Genomic DNA, 18,201 nt, shown 5'->3' on the forward strand with positions numbered 1-18,201 from the left:
CGCGGGCGCCGGGCGGGCCGGCTCCGCCCGCCCAACGATCACCGGAGGGGCGGGTCACTGGCCGGGGCAACCCCCCACGCACGGCGCGGCCGATTTTCACCCGACCGGGGACGGCGGAGGGAGCAGGGACCGATGGGGTTGACGGGAAGGGAGGAGTGCAGGATGGAGACATGGATCTGCGTATCTTCACCGAGCCCCAGCAGGGGGCGACCTACGACACCCTTCTCACCGTGGCCAAGGCCACCGAGGACCTCGGGTTCGACGCCTTCTTCCGCTCCGACCACTACCTGAAGATGGGCGAGGTGAGCGGCCTTCCGGGCCCCACGGACGCCTGGATCACCCTCGCCGGGCTCGCCCGCGAGACCAAGCGCATACGCCTGGGCACGCTGATGACGGCGGGTACCTTCCGGCTGCCCGGCGTCCTCGCCATCCAGGTCGCGCAGGTCGACCAGATGTCCGGGGGGCGCATCGAACTGGGCCTGGGCGCGGGCTGGTTCGAGGAGGAGCACAAGGCGTACGGCATTCCCTTCCCGAAGGAGAAGATCGGCCGCCTGGAGGAGCAGCTGGAGATCGTCACGGGCCTGTGGGCGACGGAGCTCGGCAAGACGTACGACTTCCACGGCACCTACTACGACCTCACCGACTCGCCCGCGCTGCCGAAGCCCGCCCAGGCGAAGATCCCGGTGCTGATCGGCGGCACCGGTGCGACCCGCACACCGCGGCTGGCCGCCCGGTTCGCCGACGAGTTCAACATGCCGTTCGCCTCGGTCGAGGACAGCGAGCGTCAGTTCGGCCGGGTGCGGGCCGCCGCGCAGGAGATCGGCCGCGCGGCGGACGCGATCACCCTCTCGAACGCCCTCGTCGTCTGTGTCGGCAAGGACGACCGGGAACTCGCCCGGCGAGCCGCCGCGATCGGCCGTGAGGTCGACGAGCTGAAGGCCAACGGGCTGGCCGGTTCCCCGGCCGAGGTCGTCGACAAGATCGGCCGCTATGCCGAGGCCGGGTCCCGGCGGTTCTACCTCCAGATCCTCGACCTGCACGACCTGGACCACCTGGAGCTGATCTCCGCGCAGGTGCAGGCACAGCTGAGCCGCTACAACTGAGCGCGACAACTGAGCGCGACAACTGGGCGCCACGACTGAGCCAGTGCAGCTGAGCCGTACAGCTGGGCCGGCACGGGAGCCGCCGGTACGCCCGTAGGGGGGGGACCGGCACCGAGGGCGACGGCGGCTGAGCCGGCACGGGAGCGCCGCCGGTACGCCGTACGGGGCACCGGCACCGAGGGAGACGGCGGCGTGCTCCGGCCCGGCTCGGACATCGTTGTCCTCCTTGTCCGGCGGCCGAGGCGCGGCGCCCCTCATCTGTGACACGGCTGTGACCGGAGGTATGGCTTCCGTCACAGTAGGCATGGCCGGGCGCTGATGAGGTGGCCGGATGCGCAGACCCCTCCCGCTCCTTCCGGCCCTCGCCGCCCTGCTGCTCCTGACGGGATGCGGAGCGGAGCACGCCGGCGCCGACAACGGCGGCGTCGGCGCGAGTTCGACGCCGCGCACGCAGGTCACCGAGCCCGCCGTGGACGGGGTCCGGATCACCTCGGTGACCCTCCCCGCCACCTCCGCGACCCCCGGCGCCTCCGACACCCCCGGCGCATCCGGCATCGGCGGGGTCGAGGCCGAACGCCTCCCGACCGGCCTGGGCGCCGGCTCCGGCATCTCGGCCGCCTACGAGGTCACCAACTCCGGTACCGAGGAGCTGACGTACACCGTCCTGTTCGACTTCACGACCGGCGCGGGCGAGGTCATGAGCAACGAGCGGGTGACCGTGCGCGCGGTGGGACCCGGCCGGACGGTACGGGGCACGGTCCGACCGGGGACGCTCATGTCGGGAGCGTCCACGGTGACGACGGTGAAGGTCGGGGAGGTGACCAAGGTCCCGGCGGACGAGGCGCCGAGCGAGGCCGGGGTCTGCCCGCCCTCCGGCATCCGTGTGTCGGCCGACGACGGTGACGCCGCGATGGGGCTGCGCGTCGTGGGACTCGTCCTGGAGAACTGCGGCGACCGGGACTACACCGTCGACGGCTACCCGCAGCTGAGCCTCCTGGACGAGGACCATGAGCCGGTCGACGGCGTCGAGATCTTCAAGGGCAGCGGCGGTATCTCCACCGTCACCGGGTTCGACGACCCGCCCCGGCCCGTCACCCTGAAGCCCGGCGAACGCGCGAGCGCCGGCCTGATGTGGCGCAACACCACCGGCTTCGGCACCGCGGTCGACGTCCCTTACGTCCGGGTGCGCGCCAGGTCCGACGCGGCGCCGGTGATGGTGACCCCGCACCTGGACCTCGGCACCACCGGGAAACTGGGCGTGAGCCCATGGCGCAGCACGCCCGCGGGAGCCGAGGCGGACGGCCGTCCCCGGGGCTGACCAGCGCGGACAGGGGGCGGTCGGGTGCCGGTCGGGTGGGAAAATCGCGCGTGGCGCGGAAGCGTTCTCTGTACGTTGTAGGGGTGCGCGGGCGCACGATCAGCGCTTCCGCTCCTTCTTCCGAACCCACCGAGGCACCCACGTGTTCCTGACGATCAGCACCACCGGCACCCCCGAACGTCCTGCCACCGACCTGGGCTACCTGCTGCACAAGCATCCCGACAACGCGCAGGCGTTCTCCACCTCCTACGGCAAGGCCCACGTCCTCTACCCCGAGGCGGACGCCGAGCGCTGCACGGCGGCGCTGCTGCTGGAGGTGGATGCCGTGGCGCTGGTCCGGCGTGGCAAGGGCAAGGGCCGGGGCGGCGCTCCGGACGCGGCCCTCGCCCAGTACGTCAACGACCGCCCCTACGCGGCCTCCTCGCTGCTCGCGGTGGCGCTGAGCGCGGTGTTCTCCAGCGCGATGCGTGGTGTGTGCGCGGCGAAGCCCGAACTCCCCTCGCAGACAAGGCCGTTGAGGATCGAGGTACCCGCACTGCCGGCCCGTGGCGGCGCCGACCTCGTACGCGGCCTGTTCGAGCCGCTCGGCTGGGCCGTGCGTGCCGAACCGGTGCCCCTCGACACGGAGTTCGAGGAGTGGGGCGACTCGCGGTATGTGAGCCTGGTCCTGGAGTCGCGGACGCTCACCGTCGCCGAGGCCCTGCGCCACCTGTACGTCCTGCTGCCGGTCCTCGACGACGCCAAGCACTACTGGGTCTCCTCCGACGAGGTCGACAAGCTGCTGCGCGCCGGTGAGGGATGGCTGGCCGAGCACCCCCAGCAGAAACTGATCACCAGCCGTTACCTCTCGCGCCGCTGGTCGCTGACCCGACAGGCGATGGAGCGGCTGGAGCTGGTCCGGCTCGCCGAGGCGGACGACAGCGAGGTCGAGGAGATCGACAACGCGGTCGAGCCGGAGGCCGAGACGGAGGAGCGCCCCACCCCGCTGGCCGTGCTGCGCCGCGAGGCGATCGTCACCGCGCTGACGCAGTCCGGGGCCGCCCGGGTCCTCGACCTCGGCTGCGGTCAGGGCCAGTTGGTGCAGGCGCTGCTGAAGGACCCGCGCTTCACCGAGATCGTCGGGGTCGATGTGTCGATGCGCGCGCTCACCATCGCCTCCCGCCGGCTGAAGCTGGACCGGATGGGCGAGCGGCAGTCCTCCCGTGTCCGGCTCTACCAGAGCTCGCTCGCCTACACCGACGCCCGCCTCCAGGGCTATGACGCCGCCGTGCTCAGCGAGGTGATCGAGCACCTCGACCTGCCCAGGCTGCCCGCCCTGGAGTACGCGGTGTTCGGTGCGGCCCGTCCGCGCACGGTCCTGGTGACCACCCCGAACGTCGAGTACAACGTCCGCTGGGAGAGCCTCCCGGCAGGCCATGTCCGGCACGGCGACCACCGCTTCGAGTGGACCCGCGAGGAGTTCCGCGGCTGGGCGGCCGCGGTCGCCGAACGGCACCACTACACCGTGGAGTTCGTCCCGGTCGGCCTGGACGACCCGGAGGTCGGGCCGCCCACCCAGATGGCCGTCTTCACCCTGAGCGGCGCGAACGAGAAGGAGGCGAAGGCGGCATGACCGAGACCCAGGTTTCCACGCAGCGGCGGGGTGGCCGTGTGCTGCCCGTCACCGACCTCTCCCTCGTCGTCCTGATCGGCGCGTCCGGGTCCGGCAAGTCCACCTTCGCCCGCCGCGTCTTCAAGCCCACCGAGATCATCTCCTCCGACTTCTGCCGGGGCCTGGTCTCCGACGACGAGAACGACCAGAGCGCGACCCGGGACGCCTTCGACGTCCTGCACTACATCGCGGGGAAGCGGCTCGCGGCCGGCCGTCGCACGGTGGTCGACGCCACCAGCGTGCAGCCGGACGCCCGCCGCCAGTTGATCGAGCTGGCGAAGCAGTACGACGTGCTGCCCATCGCCATCGTGCTGGACGTGCCGGAGGAGGTGTGCGCCGAACGCAACGCGGCCCGCACCGACCGCGCCGACATGCCCCGCCGGGTCATCCAGCGCCACACCCGCGAACTGCGCCGCTCGCTGCGCCACCTGGAGCGCGAGGGCTTCCGCAAGGTGCACGTCCTGCGGGGAGTCGAGGACATCGAGAACGCCTCGGTCGTCACCGAGAAGCGCTACAACGACCTGACCCACCTCACCGGGCCCTTCGACATCATCGGAGACATCCACGGCTGCGCCGCCGAACTGGAGCGCCTGCTGGGCAAGTTGGGCTATGCGGACGGCGTCCACCCGCAGGGACGGCAGGCCGTGTTCGTCGGCGACCTCGTCGACCGGGGACCGGACAGCCCGGGTGTCCTGCGCCGCGTGATGGCGATGGTCAGGTCGGGCAACGCCCTGTGCGTGCCCGGCAACCACGAGAACAAGTACGGCCGTCACCTGCGCGGCCGCAAGGTCCAGCACACCCACGGTCTGGCCGAGACCATCGAGCAGATGGAGAGCGAGAGCGAGGAGTTCCGCGCCGAGGTAAGGGAGTTCATCGACGGTCTCGTCAGCCACTACGTCCTCGACGGCGGCAGGCTCGTGGTCTGTCACGCGGGCCTGCCGGAGAAGTACCACGGCCGCACCTCCGGCCGGGTCCGCTCGCACGCGCTGTACGGCGACACCACCGGTGAGACCGACGAGTTCGGCCTGCCGGTGCGCTACCCGTGGGCGGAGGACTACCGGGGCCGCGCGGCGGTGGTCTACGGCCACACGCCCGTCCCGGAGGCGACCTGGCTGAACAACACCATCTGCCTGGACACCGGCGCCGTGTTCGGCGGCAAGCTGACCGCGCTGCGCTGGCCGGAGCGCGAGCTGGTCGACGTACCGGCGGAGCAGGTCTGGTACGAGCCGACGAAGCCGCTGCGCTCCGAGGCGCCCGGCGGGCACGACGGCCGCCCGCTGGACCTGGCCGACGTGCACGGCCGGCGGGTCGTCGAGACCCGGTACGACGGCCACAACCGCGTCTCGATCCGGGAGGAGAACGCGGCCGCGGCCCTGGAGGTCATGAGCCGGTTCGCGGTGGACCCGCGGCTGCTGCCGTACCTGCCGCCGACGATGGCCCCCACGGCCACCTCGCACGTCGAGGGATACCTGGAGCACCCGGCGGAGGCGTTCGCGCAGTACGCGCAGGACGGTGTCGCGCGGGTCGTGTGCGAGGAGAAGCACATGGGCTCGCGGGCGGTGGCCCTGGTGTGCCGGGACGCGGAGACGGCGCGCAAGCGTTTCGGCGTGGACGGCCCCACCGGCTCCCTCTACACCCGCACCGGCCGGCCGTTCTTCGACGACGAGGGCGTGACGGAGGAGATCCTCGGCCGGATACGGACGGCGGTGGAGGAGGCGGGTCTGTGGGCGGAACTCGACACGGACTGGCTGCTGCTGGACGCCGAGCTGATGCCCTGGTCCCTGAAGGCCTCGGGTCTGCTGCGCTCGCAGTACGCGGCCGTGGGCGCCGCCTCCGGCGCGGTCTTCCCGGGCGCCCTGTCCGCTCTGGAAGGCGCGGCGGCACGGGGTGTCGACGTCGGGGACCTCCTCGCCCGTCAGCGTGAACGCGCCTCGGACGCGGCCGCGTTCACACAGGCGTACCGGCGCTACTGCTGGACGACGGACGGGCTGGACGGCGTACGGCTGGCCCCGTTCCAGATCCTCGCGGTCCAGGGCCGCAGCCTCGCCGGTCTGCCGCACGACGAGCAGCTGTCGCTCCTGGACCGGCTGGTGGAACACGACAACACCGGTCTGCTCCGGACGACCCGGCGGCTCTACGTCGACACGGCCGACCCCGAGTCGGTGGCGGCCGGTGTCGACTGGTGGCTGGAGATGACGGGCCGGGGCGGCGAGGGCATGGTCGTCAAGCCGCTGGGCGCCGTGGTGCGCTCGGGGTCTACGCGTTCGGGCGACGCCGGGAGCGGGGGAGGCGAAGGCCGTCTGGTCCAGCCCGGTATCAAGTGCCGGGGCCGCGAGTACCTCCGGATCATCTACGGCCCGGAGTACACCCGCCCGGACAACCTCACCCGGCTGCGCGGGCGCTTCCTCAACCACAAACGGTCGTTGGCGATCCGCGAGTACGTCCTCGGCCTGGAGGCCCTGGCCCGACTGGCCGAGGGGGAGCCGCTGTGGCGCGTCCACGAGGCGGTCTTCGGTGTACTGGCCCTGGAGTCGGAGCCGGTGGACCCCCGCCTGTGAGCGGTGGCGGTGGTGGAAGCGGGGGGGGCGTCGTGCCGCGGTTCAGCCCACGAGGCGTAGCGCCGCTTCCGCCCGCCCCACCCGTACCCGCTGACCCCACGTCAGCTCCACCGCGTCGCTCTCGATCCCGTCACCGAAGGCGATGAGGCGCTCCGACTCGACGGTGAGCGTCAGCCGGCCGCCCGCCGCGAGCTCGCCCGCGACCAGCGAGGTACCGGTCGCGGGGGACGGCCACGCCTCCCGCACGAACCACACCAGGCGGTCCTCCGTCGGGCCCGGCAGGCGCGGGGCCGATGCGCTCCCGCCGCCCCGCTCCTGCCACACCGACCGGATCCAGCCGGTCGCCCCGGTGCCCGTGCCCACCAGCACCCCGGAGGAGGCCTGGGCCTCGGCGGCACCCCCGTCGCCGTCGAGGCCCAGGCGGTAGCGGGCGGTCTGGTGTCCCGCGGCCCCCAGATAGATCTCGTTGAGAGCCAGGAGCCGCTGGGTGTCGTCGGCCACCGCCTCGACCATGGTCAGCCCCTCCGCGCCGGTGCCCGTCGCGAGCACCGAGGGCAGGAGCAGCCGGGCGTCCGCCGGGCTGTGGCGGACCAGGACACCCGGGTTGCGGCCCGGGTCGGTGTCGATGCCCACCACCGGCTGGCCGGACAGGTACTTGGCGACGTTCGCCACGAGTCCGTCCTGGCCGACCACCACGACCACGTCCTCCGGGGCGAACAGGAAGCGGTCCAGGTCGGCCCGCTCCACCCGGGTCTGACGCCAGGTCAGGGGGATCGCCGCCGTCACCTCGGCCAGTGCCCGCCGTGTGCGCCGGTGGCGTTCGGCGATCTCCTCGATGTCCCGGCCCCGCGAGGAGAGGAAGAAGGCGGCCTGGCCGTGGGTGCCGTGCCGGGCGACCAACTCCTCGTACTCCGTGGTGCGGTGGACCAGCACGGCCCGCGGGGCGAGACTCATTCCCGTTCCCCGCCGCCGAGCCTCGACAGGAGACCGGTGAGGACGTCCGGCGAGATCGTCACGTTGTCGATGCGGGGCAGGTTCTCGGCGAGACGCGTACCGGTGAGGGCGTGCAGGGTCGCCACGTCGACGTCGGCGTGCACGCGCAGCCAGGCCGCCTGTGCCTGCGCCCGCGCCTCGCCGACCTCGCGGGCCGCCTGCGCCTCGGCACGGGCGAGCTGGACCGAGCGGGCCGCCTCCGCCTCCGCGAGCCGTACCGTGCGCGCCGCCTCCACCTGGGTCAGCCGCTCCGTGCGCTGCGCCTCGGCGTCGGCCAGCCGCACCTGCTTCGCGGCCTCCGCCTCAGCCAGCTTCACCGACCGCGCGGCCTCCGCCTCCGCCAGCCGCACGGACCGGGTGGCCTCCGCCTCCGCCCGCACCTTGTCGGCCGCCGCGCTCTCCTCCGCCTCGCGACGGGTGTTCGTACCGCGCTGCTCGACCAACTGCTCCTCGCGGCGGGCCAGTTCGATCTGGCTGGCCAGTTCGTTCTCGGCGATCGTCCGCTCCCGCTCGACGGCCACCGCCCGCCGCTCGTACGTCGCCCGGTCGGCCTCCTGCTGGATCTGCTCACGCGCCGGGGTGCGCAGCGCCCGTTCCACCTCCGGTTCCGGACGCAGCGCGACGACCCGTACGGCCACGATCTCGATGCCCGTGGCCGGCAGCCGCGGCTCGGCCGCCAGTCCCGTCGCGACCCGCTCCCGTACCGACGTCACGCCGTCCACCAGGGCCGACGACAGTGAGGTCCGTGCGAGGACGTCCAGCGCGTGCTGCTGTGCCGTCTCCGTGAGCAGTGTGCCGAGCTGCTCCAGGGGCGCGCTGCGCCACACGCCCGTGTCGGGGTCGATGGAGAAGTCGAGGCGGGCGGCGGCGACGGCCGGGTCGCTGATCCGGTAGGTCACCGTCGCCTGCACCGTCACGTCCTGGAAGTCGACCGTGCGGGCGTGGAAGGTCATCGCCAACTCGCGGTCGTCGACCGGGACTTCGGACAGTGCGGCGCTCAGTGAGCGGAACCAGAAGCTGAGTCCCGGGCCGTCGTGCGCCAGCTTGCCGGAGCGGTGGTGGCGCACGTGCGCCGTCGGGGCGCCGCGCAGATGGCGCCAGCCCAGGCGCCGGGTGATGTCGGCCATGAGAGACCCCCCTCGTCCGTTTCCCGCGTTTCTCGTCAGTGCGACGATAAGAAAACGATAGCCGCGCGTTCCTCTTGTCGTCAAGGGGACGAGAACGACGTGAGGGCGGCGGAGGGTGGCCGTGGGGGGCTCAGGGTGGAACAAGCTCGTGCGGAATCGGTCCAGCAGGGGGTGAAGGTGGTCCCTGGTGGTCAGGATGGAGACATGGGATTCCATGTCGACTCCGAGGCCGGGCGGCTGCGCCGCGTCATCCTGCACCGGCCGGATCTCGAGCTCAAAAGGCTCACCCCCAGCAACAAGGACGCCCTTCTCTTCGACGACGTGCTGTGGGTGCGCCGGGCGCGCGCCGAGCACGACGGGTTCGCCGACGTGCTGCGCGACCGCGGTGTCGCCGTCCACCTCTTCGGCGACCTGCTCACCGAGGCCCTGGAGATCCCGGCGGCCCGAGCGCTCGTCCTGGACCGCGTATTCGACGAGAAGGAGTACGGGGTACTCGCCACCGACCACCTCCGCGCCGCCTTCGAGGCGCTTCCCGCTCCGGAACTCGTGGAGGCCCTCGTCGGCGGCATGACCAAGCGGGAGTTCCTGGAAGCGCATCCCGAACCGACCTCCGTGCGCTTCCATGTCATGGACCTGGACGACTTCCTCCTCGACCCGCTCCCCAACCACCTCTTCACCCGCGACACCTCCGCCTGGATCTACGACGGTGTCGCGATCAACGCCATGCGCTGGCCGGCCAGGCAGCGCGAGACCGTCCACTTCGAGGCGATCTACCGGCACCACCCCGTCTTCCGCGGGGAGTCGTTCCGTGTCTGGTCCGAGGGGCAGGCCGACTATCCGTCCACCATCGAGGGCGGTGACGTCCTCGTCATCGGCAACGGCGCCGTGCTGATCGGCATGAGCGAGCGCACCACCCCGCAGGCCGTCGAGATGCTCGCCCACAAGCTGTTCGCGGCGGGTTCGGCCGAGACCATCGTGGCCCTCGACATGCCGAAGCGGCGCGCCTTCATGCACCTCGACACCGTGATGACGATGGTCGACGGCGACACCTTCACCCAGTACGCGGGCCTCGGCATGCTCCGCTCGTACACCATCGAGCCGGGCGTCGGCGAGAAGGAGCTCAAGGTCACCGACCATCCGCCGGAGCACATGCACCGCGCGATCGCCGCCGCCCTCGGTCTGAGCGAGATCCGCGTGCTCACCGCCACCCAGGACGTCCACGCCGCCGAACGCGAGCAGTGGGACGACGGCTGCAACGTCCTCGCCGTGGAGCCGGGTGTCGTCGTCGCCTACGAGCGCAACGTCACCACCAACACCCATCTGCGCAAACAGGGCATCGAGGTGATCGAGATCCCCGGCAGCGAACTGGGCCGGGGCAGGGGCGGACCGCGCTGTATGAGCTGTCCGGTCGAACGGAGTGCCGTATAGGCGTACGGATGTCGTTCGCGCGTCTGTATAAAAATGTTGGGTGTCGTATAGACTTCCGGGGTTCCCTGCCACCGCAGTCCCGTGCACTGCACTTTTCCACCGCACCTCTGGAGCGACCCCCATGGCGACAGTCCCGACCGCCCTCGCCGGCCGCCACTTCCTCAAGGAGCTGGACTTCACCGAGGAGGAGTTCCGCGGCCTGATCGAGCTGGCCGCGGAGCTCAAGGCCGCCAAGAAGGCCGGGACCGAGGTCCAGCACCTGCGCGGCAAGAACATCGCCCTGATCTTCGAGAAGACCTCGACGCGCACCCGCTGCGCGTTCGAGGTCGCCGCGGCGGACCAGGGAGCCTCCACCACCTACCTCGACCCCTCCGGCTCGCAGATCGGCCACAAGGAGTCGGTGAAGGACACCGCCCGGGTGCTGGGCCGCATGTACGACGGCATCGAGTACCGCGGCTCCAGCCAGCACAGGGTCGAGGAGCTCGCCGCCCACGCGGGCGTGCCCGTCTTCAACGGTCTCACCGACGACTGGCACCCCACCCAGATGCTCGCCGACGTGCTCACGATGACCGAGCACTGCGCCAAGAGCCTCGTGGACGACGGTTTCGTCCTCGCCTACCTCGGCGACGCCCGCTTCAACATGGGCAACTCCTACCTGGTCACCGGCGCTCTGCTCGGCCTGGACGTCCGCATCGTCGCGCCCAAGGAGTACTGGCCGGCCGACGAGGTGGTCGCGCGGGCCCGCGAGCTGGCCGAAAGCTCCGGCGCCGCGATCCTGCTCACCGAGGACCTGGCCGAGGGTGTCGCGGGCGCCGACTTCGTCGCCACCGACGTGTGGGTCTCCATGGGTGAGCCCAAGGAGGTCTGGGACGAGCGGATCGCCGCCCTCGGCCCGTACGCCGTGACCATGGACGTCCTGCGCGCCACCGGCAACCCGGACGTCAAGTTCCTGCACTGCCTCCCGGCCTTCCACGACCTCGGCACCAAGGTGGGCCGCGAGATCCACGAGGCGCACGGCCTGGACTCCCTCGAGGTGACGGACGAGGTGTTCGAGTCGGCCCACTCGGTCGTCTTCGACGAGGCGGAGAACCGACTGCACACGATCAAGGCCGTGCTGGTGGCGACGCTCGCCTGAGCGGCGCCGACGGCGGACAGTGACGTCGCGGCGGAGGGCCGTGTCACGGCGCGCGTGACGTCACCGCGGAAAGTGACGGCACCGCCGAGAGCGGCGTCACGCCGGGTGCGGCCGCCACTGTGCCGGAACGGCGGCCAGCCTGAACCACACCGCCTTGCCCTGTTCCGTGGGCCGGTGCCCGCAGGACGAGCTGAGGGTGCGGATGAGCAGCAGCCCGCGCCCGTGCTCCTGCCAGGGGTCGGGCTCCTCCCCGGAGGGGCGGGTGAGATCGCCCGGCGGCAGCGGGTCGGGGTCGTGCACCTCGACCTGGCAGCCGGTCGGCCGCAGCTCCACCACCAGCTCTATCGGGGCGTCCCCGGCGGTGTGCTCCACGGCGTTGGCCACCAGCTCGGCGGTGAGCAGCTCCGCGGTGTCGCTGTCCGCTCCGTGCTTCAGCTCGGCCAGCGCCGTTCGGACCAGCGCGCGGGCCACCGGCACGGCCGCGGCGGAGTGCGGCAGCGCGATACGCCAGGAGGCGGCCGGGTCGGAGGGGCGTTCGTACAAGGCGAGTCCGTTCATGGCGCAGGGTCCGGTGATCGACATCAGGCGGTCCTGCTTTCAACTTCAGGAATGGTACGGCGGCCTCCGGCAGAGGCGCTCGGCGGGCGCCGCACGGGACCCTCGGCCCCTGCCCGGCGACTTACCCGGGACAACGGTCCCTCTCGCGCACCTGATCCCGTTGTTACCGCGTTATTGACGACCGGTGACGTGTGTGACGAGAACATGTCGTGCGGTGACACGGCGATTCTTCCCGGCAGCCCTATCGCGTACTCATGACGACAGTCACGAGAGGGTGGTAACTTCGAGGGTGACTGTCGAGGAGGCCGCCCTCATGAGTCCCTTCACCGGCTCCGCCGCCCGCACCTCCGACTGGCACCACCTGCGCGTCACACACACCGACGGCATCGCCACCGTCACCCTGGCCCGTCCCGAGAAACTCAACGCCCTCACCTTCGGCGCCTACGCCGACCTGCGCGACCTCCTCGCCGAGCTGTCCCGGGAGCGGTCGGTCCGCGCCCTGGTCCTGGCCGGCGAGGGCCGCGGCTTCTGCTCCGGCGGAGACGTCGACGAGATCATCGGCGCCACCCTCGGCATGGACACCGCCCGGCTCCTCGACTTCAACCGGATGACCGGCCAGGTCGTGCGCGCCATGAGGGAGTGCCCGTTCCCGGTCATCGCGGCCGTGCACGGCGTCGCGGCGGGCGCCGGCGCGGTCCTCGCCCTGGCCGCGGACTTCCGGATCGCCGATCCCAGCGCCCGCTTCGCGTTCCTCTTCACCCGCGTCGGCCTCTCCGGCGGCGACATGGGCGCCGCCTATCTGCTGCCCCGGGTCGTGGGCCTCGGCCACGCCACCCGGCTGCTCATGCTCGGCGAGCCGGTCCGCGCCCCCGAGGCCGAGCGCATCGGCCTGATCAGCGAACTCACCGACGAGGGCCGCGCCGACGAGGCCGCACAGGCCCTCGCCCACCGCCTCGCCGACGGACCGGCACTGGCGTACGCCCAGACCAAGGCCCTGCTGACGGCCGAGCTGGACATGCCCCTGGCGGCGGCGGTGGAACTGGACGCCGCGACCCAGGCCCTGCTGATGAACGGCGAGGACTACGCGGAATTCCACGCGGCGTTCACCGAGAAGCGCCCGCCGAAGTGGAGGGGTCGGTAGGCGTGGCCGCCGACGGGCGGGCATCCACCCCGACGGCGCGGGCCACCGCCGACGAGCCGCGCGGCCGCGGGACACGACCCGCCACGACGCGACCGCTGCCGCCCGGACCGACCGGCCACCCCCTCCGGGTCGCGATCATCGGCGGCGGCCCCGGCGGGCTCTACGCGGCCGCCCTGCTGAAACGCCTCGACCCCGGCCGCGAGATCACCCTCTGGGAACGCAACGCCCCCGACGACACCTTCGGCTTCGGCGTCGTCCTGTCCGACGAGACCCTCGGCGGCATCGAGCACGCCGACCCGCAGGTCTACGCCGCCCTCCAGCAGGACTTCGTCCGCTGGGACGACATCGACATCGTGCACCGCGCCACCCGGCACACCTCCACCGGACACGGCTTCGCCGCCCTCGGCCGACGCCGGCTCCTGGAGATCCTGCACGAGCGCTGTCGCTCCCTCGGCGTCGGCCTGCGCTTCCGCGCCGAGGCGCCGGACCCCGCACGGCTGGCGGCGGAACACGACCTGGTCATCGCCGCCGACGGCGTGCACAGCACCACCCGCCAGGCGTACGCCCAGGTGTTCCGCCCCCGGGTGACCAGCCACCACTGCCGCTACATCTGGCTCGCCGCGGACTTCGCCTTCGACGCCTTCCGCTTCGAGACGGCCGAGACCCCGCACGGCGTGATGCAGCTGCACGGATACCCCTACGCGGCCGACTCCTCGACCGTGATCGTCGAGATGCGCGAGGAGGTCTGGCGGGCGACCGGCTTCGACGAACTCGACGAACGGGAGTCCGTCGAGCGCTGCGCCAAGATCTTCGCGGACGCCCTCGGCGGACGCTCACTGGAGTCCAACAAGTCCACCTGGACCACGTTCCGGACCGTCGTCAACGAGCGCTGGTCGCACGGCAACCTCGTCCTGCTGGGCGACGCCGCCCACACCGCCCACTTCTCCATCGGCTCCGGCACCAAACTCGCCGTCGAGGACGCCCTGGCGCTGGCCGCCTGTCTGCACGAACACCCCGATCTCCGCACCGCGTTGACCGCCTACGAGGAGGAACGCAGGCCCGTCGTCGCCTCCACCCAGCGGGCCGCCCGCGCCAGCCTGGAGTGGTTCGAGAACATCGGCCTCTACCTCGACCAGCCGCCCCGCAGGTTCGCCTTCAACCTCCTCACCCGCAGCCGCCGCGTCACCCACGACAACCTGCGTCTGCGCGACCCGCGCTTCACCGAGGGCGTGGAGCGGGAGTTCGGCTGCCCGCCCGGCACACCCCCGATGTTCACCCCGTTCCGGCTGCGCGGACTGACCCTGCGCAACCGGGTCGTCGTCTCGCCCATGGACATGTACTCGGCCACCGACGGCCTCCCCGACGACTTCCACCTCGTCCATCTCGGCGCCCGCGCCCTCGGCGGCGCCGGACTCGTCATGACCGAGATGGTGTGCGTGTCTCCCGAGGGCCGCATCACGCCCGGCTGCACCGGCCTCTACACCGGGCGCCAGGCCGACGCCTGGCGGCGGGTCACCGACTTCGTGCACGAGCGGGCACCGGGCACCGCGATCGGCGTCCAACTCGGCCACTCCGGGCGCAAGGGATCGACGAGGCTGATGTGGGAGGGCATGGACGAACCACTGCCCGAGGGGAACTGGCCGCTCGTGGCCGCCTCCCCGCTGCCGTACAGACCGGACGGCCGACTGCCCCGCGAGCTCACCCGGGCACAACTCACCGACCTACGGCAGGAGTTCGCCTGCGCTGCCCGGCGGGCCGCCCGTTCCGGCTTCGACCTGCTCGAACTGCACTGCGCCCACGGCTACCTGCTGTCCGGCTTCCTCTCCCCGCTGGCCAACCTCCGGACCGACGCCTACGGGGGCTCACTCGCCCGGCGGCTGCGCTTCCCGCTGGAGGTCTTCGACGCGGTCCGCGCGGTCTGGCCCGAGGAACGGCCGATGACCGTCCGCATCTCCGCCACCGACTGGGCCGAGGGCGGCACTTCGGCCGACGACGCCGTCGAGATCGCCCGCGCCTTCGCCGCGCACGGCGCCGACGCGATCGATGTGTCGACCGGCCAGGTGGTCGCCGACGAACACCCCGAGTTCGGACGCTCCTACCAGACCCCCTTCGCGGACCGCATCCGGAACGAGGTGAGGGTGCCCGTGATCGCGGTCGGCGCCATCTCCTCCTGGGACGACGTCAACTCGCTGATCCTGGCAGGCCGTACGGACCTCTGCGCCCTCGCCCGACCACACCTCTACGACCCGAACTGGACCCTGCACGCGGCCGCCGAGCAGGGCTACACCGGACCGGGAGCCGACTGGCCCGCCCCCTACCGCGCGGGCAGCCGCCCACCACGCACCGGACGCGCCGACGCGCCCAAACCCCGGCTGAAGCTGATGAGTTGAGGTATGCGGGAGTGCCGTGGGGAGCACAACGGGCCGTGCGCCGGGAAGGGTGACCGGGAGCAGGCCGGGGAGTGCGGCGGGCCTACCACTCCGTCACGGCGCGTGCGGGGTCACTCCCGCGAACTGCGCTCCCGCGTCCCGCAGCCGCTCGTGCAGTGCCTGGAACACGGCCGCCGAACGGGTCCCCGGCCAGTCCTCCGGCAGCAGGCGGGCGGGCAGTCCGGGATCGGCGTAGGGCAGGTGGCGCCAGGAGTCCAGGGCCAGGAGATAGTCCCGGTAGGCCTCCTCCGGCGGGGTGTCCGGACGCTGCCGCCAGGCGTTCAGCACGCGCGCCTGGCCGTCCAGGAACGTCTCGTGCTCCTTGGCGATGGCCGCCAGGTCCCACCACCGGCCGACGGACTCGACGGTCGGCGCGAAGCCGAGGTGCTCGCCGCGGAAGAGGTCGACGTACGGGTCGAGGCGCAGCCGCTGGAGGGTGTGCCGGGTCTCGTCGTACAACCGCGCCGGCGCGATCCACACACCCGGCGCGGCGGTACCGAACCCCAGGCCCGCGAGCCGCGAACGCAGCACATGCCGCTTCTGCCGCTCCGACTCGGGCACGGAGAACACCGCCAGCACCCAGCCCTCGTCCGCGGGCGGGTCCGTGGCGTAGATGCGCCGGTCGCCGTCGTCGAGCAACTGCCGTGCCTCGTCGGACAGTTCGTATCCGGCCGCGCCCTGTGCCGTCCGGGCGGGCAGCAGCAGCCCACGCCGTTTCAGCCGGGACACCGAGGAGCGTACGGAGGGCGCGTCGACACCGACCGCGGCCAGCAGCCGGATCAGTTCGGCGACGGGCACCGGGCCTGGTGCGAAGCGGCCGTACGCGCCGTAGAGCGTGACGATGAGAGACCGGGGTGCGGGCTGATCGGACACGTTGATCATCTTAGGTCTTCGGTATCACTGCTGGTCACTCTTGGTCTCATCCCTGATGTGATCTTCGCTCCGATCTCCGGTCGGGCCCTTGCTGTCGCCTTCGCCGTGGTCCTGCGTGCGGTCCTCGGTGCGCAGGCGGAACCGCTGGAGCTTTCCCGTCGCCGTCCGGGGCAGCGCGTCCAGGAAGACGAACGCGCGCGGGCACTTGTACGGTGCCAACTCCCGGGTGACGAAGGCGCGCAGTGTCTCCGCGTCGCGCCGGACGCCGGTCCGCAGGACGACGAACGCCACGACCAGCTGCCCCCGTCGCTCGTCGGGACGTCCCACGACCGCCGCCTCGACGACGTCGGGGTGGCGCAGCAGCGCTTCCTCGACCTCGGGGCCCGCGATGTTGTACCCGGCGGAGATGATCATGTCGTCGGCGCGGGCGACGTACCGGAAGTAGCCGTCCGGCTCCCGCACGTAGGTGTCGCCGGTGATGTTCCAGCCGTCGCGCACGTACTGCCGCTGACGGGGGTCGGCGAGGTAGCGGCAGCCGACCGGCCCACGCACCGCGAGCAGGCCGGGCTCGCCGTCGGGCACGGGTCTGCCGTCCGGGTCCTGCACGCGCGCGTGCCAGCCGGGGACGGGGACACCGGTCGTGCCGGGCCGGATGTGTTCGTCGGCGGCCGAGATGAAGATGTGCAGCAGTTCGGTGGCGCCGATGCCGTTGATCAGCCGGAGTCCGGTCCGTTCGTGCCAGGCTCGCCAGGTGGCGGCGGGCAGGTTCTCGCCGGCGGAGACACAGCGGCGCAGCGAGGAGACGTCGGGTGCGGCCGGCCGCTTCGGCCCGCCGGGCCCGACCGGCCGGGTGGGCCCCTCGAGGGCGTTCGGCCCGGCCTGACCGTTCCGGCTGCTCCGGCCGCTCCGGTCGTCCAGCTCGTTCAGCTCGTCGAGCATCGCGCGGTAGGCGGTGGGGGCCGTGAACAGCACCGTCACCCGGTGTGTGGCGATCGCGGGCAACAACTGCCGTGGGCCCGCCTGTTCGAGCAGCAGAGCGCTGGCGCCGGCCCGCATCGGGAAGACGACCAGTCCGCCGAGGCCGAAGGTGAAGCCGAGCGGGGGACTGCCGGCGAAGACGTCGTCCGGAACCGGTTTCAGTACGTGCCGCGAGAAGGTGTCGGAGATGGCCAGTACGTCCCGGTGGAAGTGCAGACAGCCCTTCGGCCGACCGGTGGTGCCGGAGGTGAAGGCGATCAGCGCGACGTCGTCGGAAGCGGTCGCGACGGCTCGGTACGGCGTGGGCGGCGCCGACCGGTTCAACAGGTCGTCCGGGGCGTCACCGCCGTACGTCGTGATCCGGAGCCCGGGTATCTCCGCCTTGGCGAGATCGTCCACGGACCTGATGTCGCAGAGCGCGTGCTGCACCCGCGCGATCTCGCACATGGCGCGCAACTCGTTCGACCGCTGCTGGGCCAGGACGGTGACCGCGATCGCGCCCGCCTTCAGCACCGCCAGCCAGCAGGCCGCGAGCCAGGGCGTGGTGGGACCGCGCAGCAGCACCCGGTTTCCCGGGACGACCCCGAGATCACCGCTGAGCAGATGCGCGATCCGGTCGACCCGGGTCCGCAGTTCCCCGTACGTCCAGGACGGCCCCGAGACGGTGTGGAACACGGGCCGGTCCGGCGCCGCGCGGTCGAGCAGCTCGGCGGCGCAGTTCACCTGATCGGGGTAGGCCAGCTCCGGCAGATCGAAGCGGAGACCGGGCCAGGTGCCGGGCGGCGGAAGGTGGTCGCGCGCGAAGGTGTCGACGTGGGCCGAGACGTTCATGGGCGTTCGCCCCCTTGCCTGGATGGACTGTCCGGCCGGGCTGCCCGGGCGGGCGTCGTCTTGGGGTCGCCTCATGGA

The 18,201-nt window shown here is 72.0% G+C and carries 13 protein-coding genes; 8 read left to right on the forward strand and 5 right to left on the reverse strand.

All coding sequences use genetic code 11. The features are described 5' to 3' along the window. The first annotated feature begins 170 nt into the window (after window positions 1-170). The 4 genes from AOQ37_RS29165 to AOQ37_RS29180 all read left to right on the forward strand — a co-directional run bounded on the left by AOQ37_RS29165 (window position 171) and on the right by AOQ37_RS29180 (window position 6,630). Entirely contained in the window at window positions 171-1,103 is a 933-nt protein-coding gene (locus AOQ37_RS29165; protein WP_062648559.1) for an LLM class F420-dependent oxidoreductase, read from the forward strand. 331 nt (window positions 1,104-1,434) lie between these two features. Further along, entirely contained in the window at window positions 1,435-2,421 is a 987-nt protein-coding gene (locus AOQ37_RS29170; protein ID WP_062648561.1) for a DUF4232 domain-containing protein, read from the forward strand. Window positions 2,422-2,563: 142 nt separating this feature from the next. Continuing rightward, window positions 2,564-4,033, forward strand: coding sequence for a 3' terminal RNA ribose 2'-O-methyltransferase Hen1 (locus tag AOQ37_RS29175; RefSeq protein WP_062648563.1), 1,470 nt, complete (start codon window positions 2,564-2,566; stop codon window positions 4,031-4,033). Then, window positions 4,030-6,630 (forward strand): polynucleotide kinase-phosphatase, encoded by a 2,601-nt coding sequence (locus AOQ37_RS29180; RefSeq protein ID WP_062648565.1) that lies wholly within the window; start codon window positions 4,030-4,032, stop codon window positions 6,628-6,630. The genes AOQ37_RS29175 and AOQ37_RS29180 overlap by 4 nt, the downstream gene beginning before the upstream one ends. A gap of 42 nt (window positions 6,631-6,672) precedes the next feature. Here the strand turns inward: AOQ37_RS29180 and AOQ37_RS29185 are convergent, their stop codons facing one another. Both AOQ37_RS29185 and AOQ37_RS29190 read right to left on the reverse strand, forming a co-directional pair. Further along, the gene (locus AOQ37_RS29185; RefSeq protein WP_062648567.1) at window positions 6,673-7,584 is read right to left on the reverse strand and encodes an NAD(+)/NADH kinase; all 912 of its coding nucleotides are present in this window, start codon (window positions 7,582-7,584) and stop codon (window positions 6,673-6,675) included. Next, window positions 7,581-8,750, reverse strand: coding sequence for an SPFH domain-containing protein (locus tag AOQ37_RS29190; protein ID WP_062648569.1), 1,170 nt, complete (start codon window positions 8,748-8,750; stop codon window positions 7,581-7,583). Before AOQ37_RS29190 ends, AOQ37_RS29185 begins: the two co-directional genes overlap by 4 nt. A 204-nt stretch (window positions 8,751-8,954) precedes the next feature. Here AOQ37_RS29190 and AOQ37_RS29195 point away from each other — a divergent pair, with 204 nt between their 5' ends. Both AOQ37_RS29195 and argF read left to right on the forward strand, forming a co-directional pair. Next, on the forward strand, window positions 8,955-10,178 hold the full coding sequence (locus tag AOQ37_RS29195; RefSeq protein ID WP_062648571.1) for an arginine deiminase: 1,224 nt from the start codon (window positions 8,955-8,957) through the stop codon (window positions 10,176-10,178). 121 nt (window positions 10,179-10,299) lie between these two features. Continuing rightward, window positions 10,300-11,313: an ornithine carbamoyltransferase gene (argF, locus tag AOQ37_RS29200; protein WP_062648573.1), complete on the forward strand. Its 1,014-nt coding sequence runs from the start codon at window positions 10,300-10,302 to the stop codon at window positions 11,311-11,313. A gap of 96 nt (window positions 11,314-11,409) precedes the next feature. Here argF and AOQ37_RS29205 read toward each other — a convergent pair whose 3' ends face one another. Beyond that, window positions 11,410-11,871: an ATP-binding protein gene (locus tag AOQ37_RS29205; RefSeq protein WP_062649016.1), complete on the reverse strand. Its 462-nt coding sequence runs from the start codon at window positions 11,869-11,871 to the stop codon at window positions 11,410-11,412. Between the two features lie 313 nt (window positions 11,872-12,184). Here AOQ37_RS29205 and AOQ37_RS29210 point away from each other — a divergent pair, with 313 nt between their 5' ends. Together AOQ37_RS29210 and AOQ37_RS29215 are read left to right on the forward strand one after the other, a co-directional pair. Further along, window positions 12,185-13,012, forward strand: a complete 828-nt coding sequence (locus AOQ37_RS29210) for an enoyl-CoA hydratase family protein (protein WP_062648575.1) — start codon at window positions 12,185-12,187, stop codon at window positions 13,010-13,012. A gap of 95 nt (window positions 13,013-13,107) precedes the next feature. Further along, window positions 13,108-15,402, forward strand: coding sequence for a bifunctional salicylyl-CoA 5-hydroxylase/oxidoreductase (locus AOQ37_RS29215; RefSeq protein WP_107085336.1), 2,295 nt, complete (start codon window positions 13,108-13,110; stop codon window positions 15,400-15,402). A 93-nt stretch (window positions 15,403-15,495) separates the two neighbouring features. On the opposite strand, the gene AOQ37_RS29220 is transcribed toward AOQ37_RS29215, so the two are convergent. Together AOQ37_RS29220 and AOQ37_RS29225 are read right to left on the reverse strand one after the other, a co-directional pair. Next, window positions 15,496-16,323 carry a PaaX family transcriptional regulator gene (locus AOQ37_RS29220; RefSeq protein WP_062648579.1) on the reverse strand — a complete coding sequence of 276 codons (828 nt, stop codon included), beginning with the start codon at window positions 16,321-16,323 and terminating at the stop codon, window positions 15,496-15,498. 15 nt (window positions 16,324-16,338) lie between these two features. Next, window positions 16,339-18,123, reverse strand: coding sequence for an AMP-binding protein (locus AOQ37_RS29225; protein ID WP_062648581.1), 1,785 nt, complete (start codon window positions 18,121-18,123; stop codon window positions 16,339-16,341). Window positions 18,124-18,201: the final 78 nt, after the last annotated feature.

Origin of the sequence: Streptomyces maremycinicus, from assembly GCF_001184025.1 — a bacterium.
Lineage (GTDB): Bacteria > Actinomycetota > Actinomycetes > Streptomycetales > Streptomycetaceae > Streptomyces > Streptomyces maremycinicus.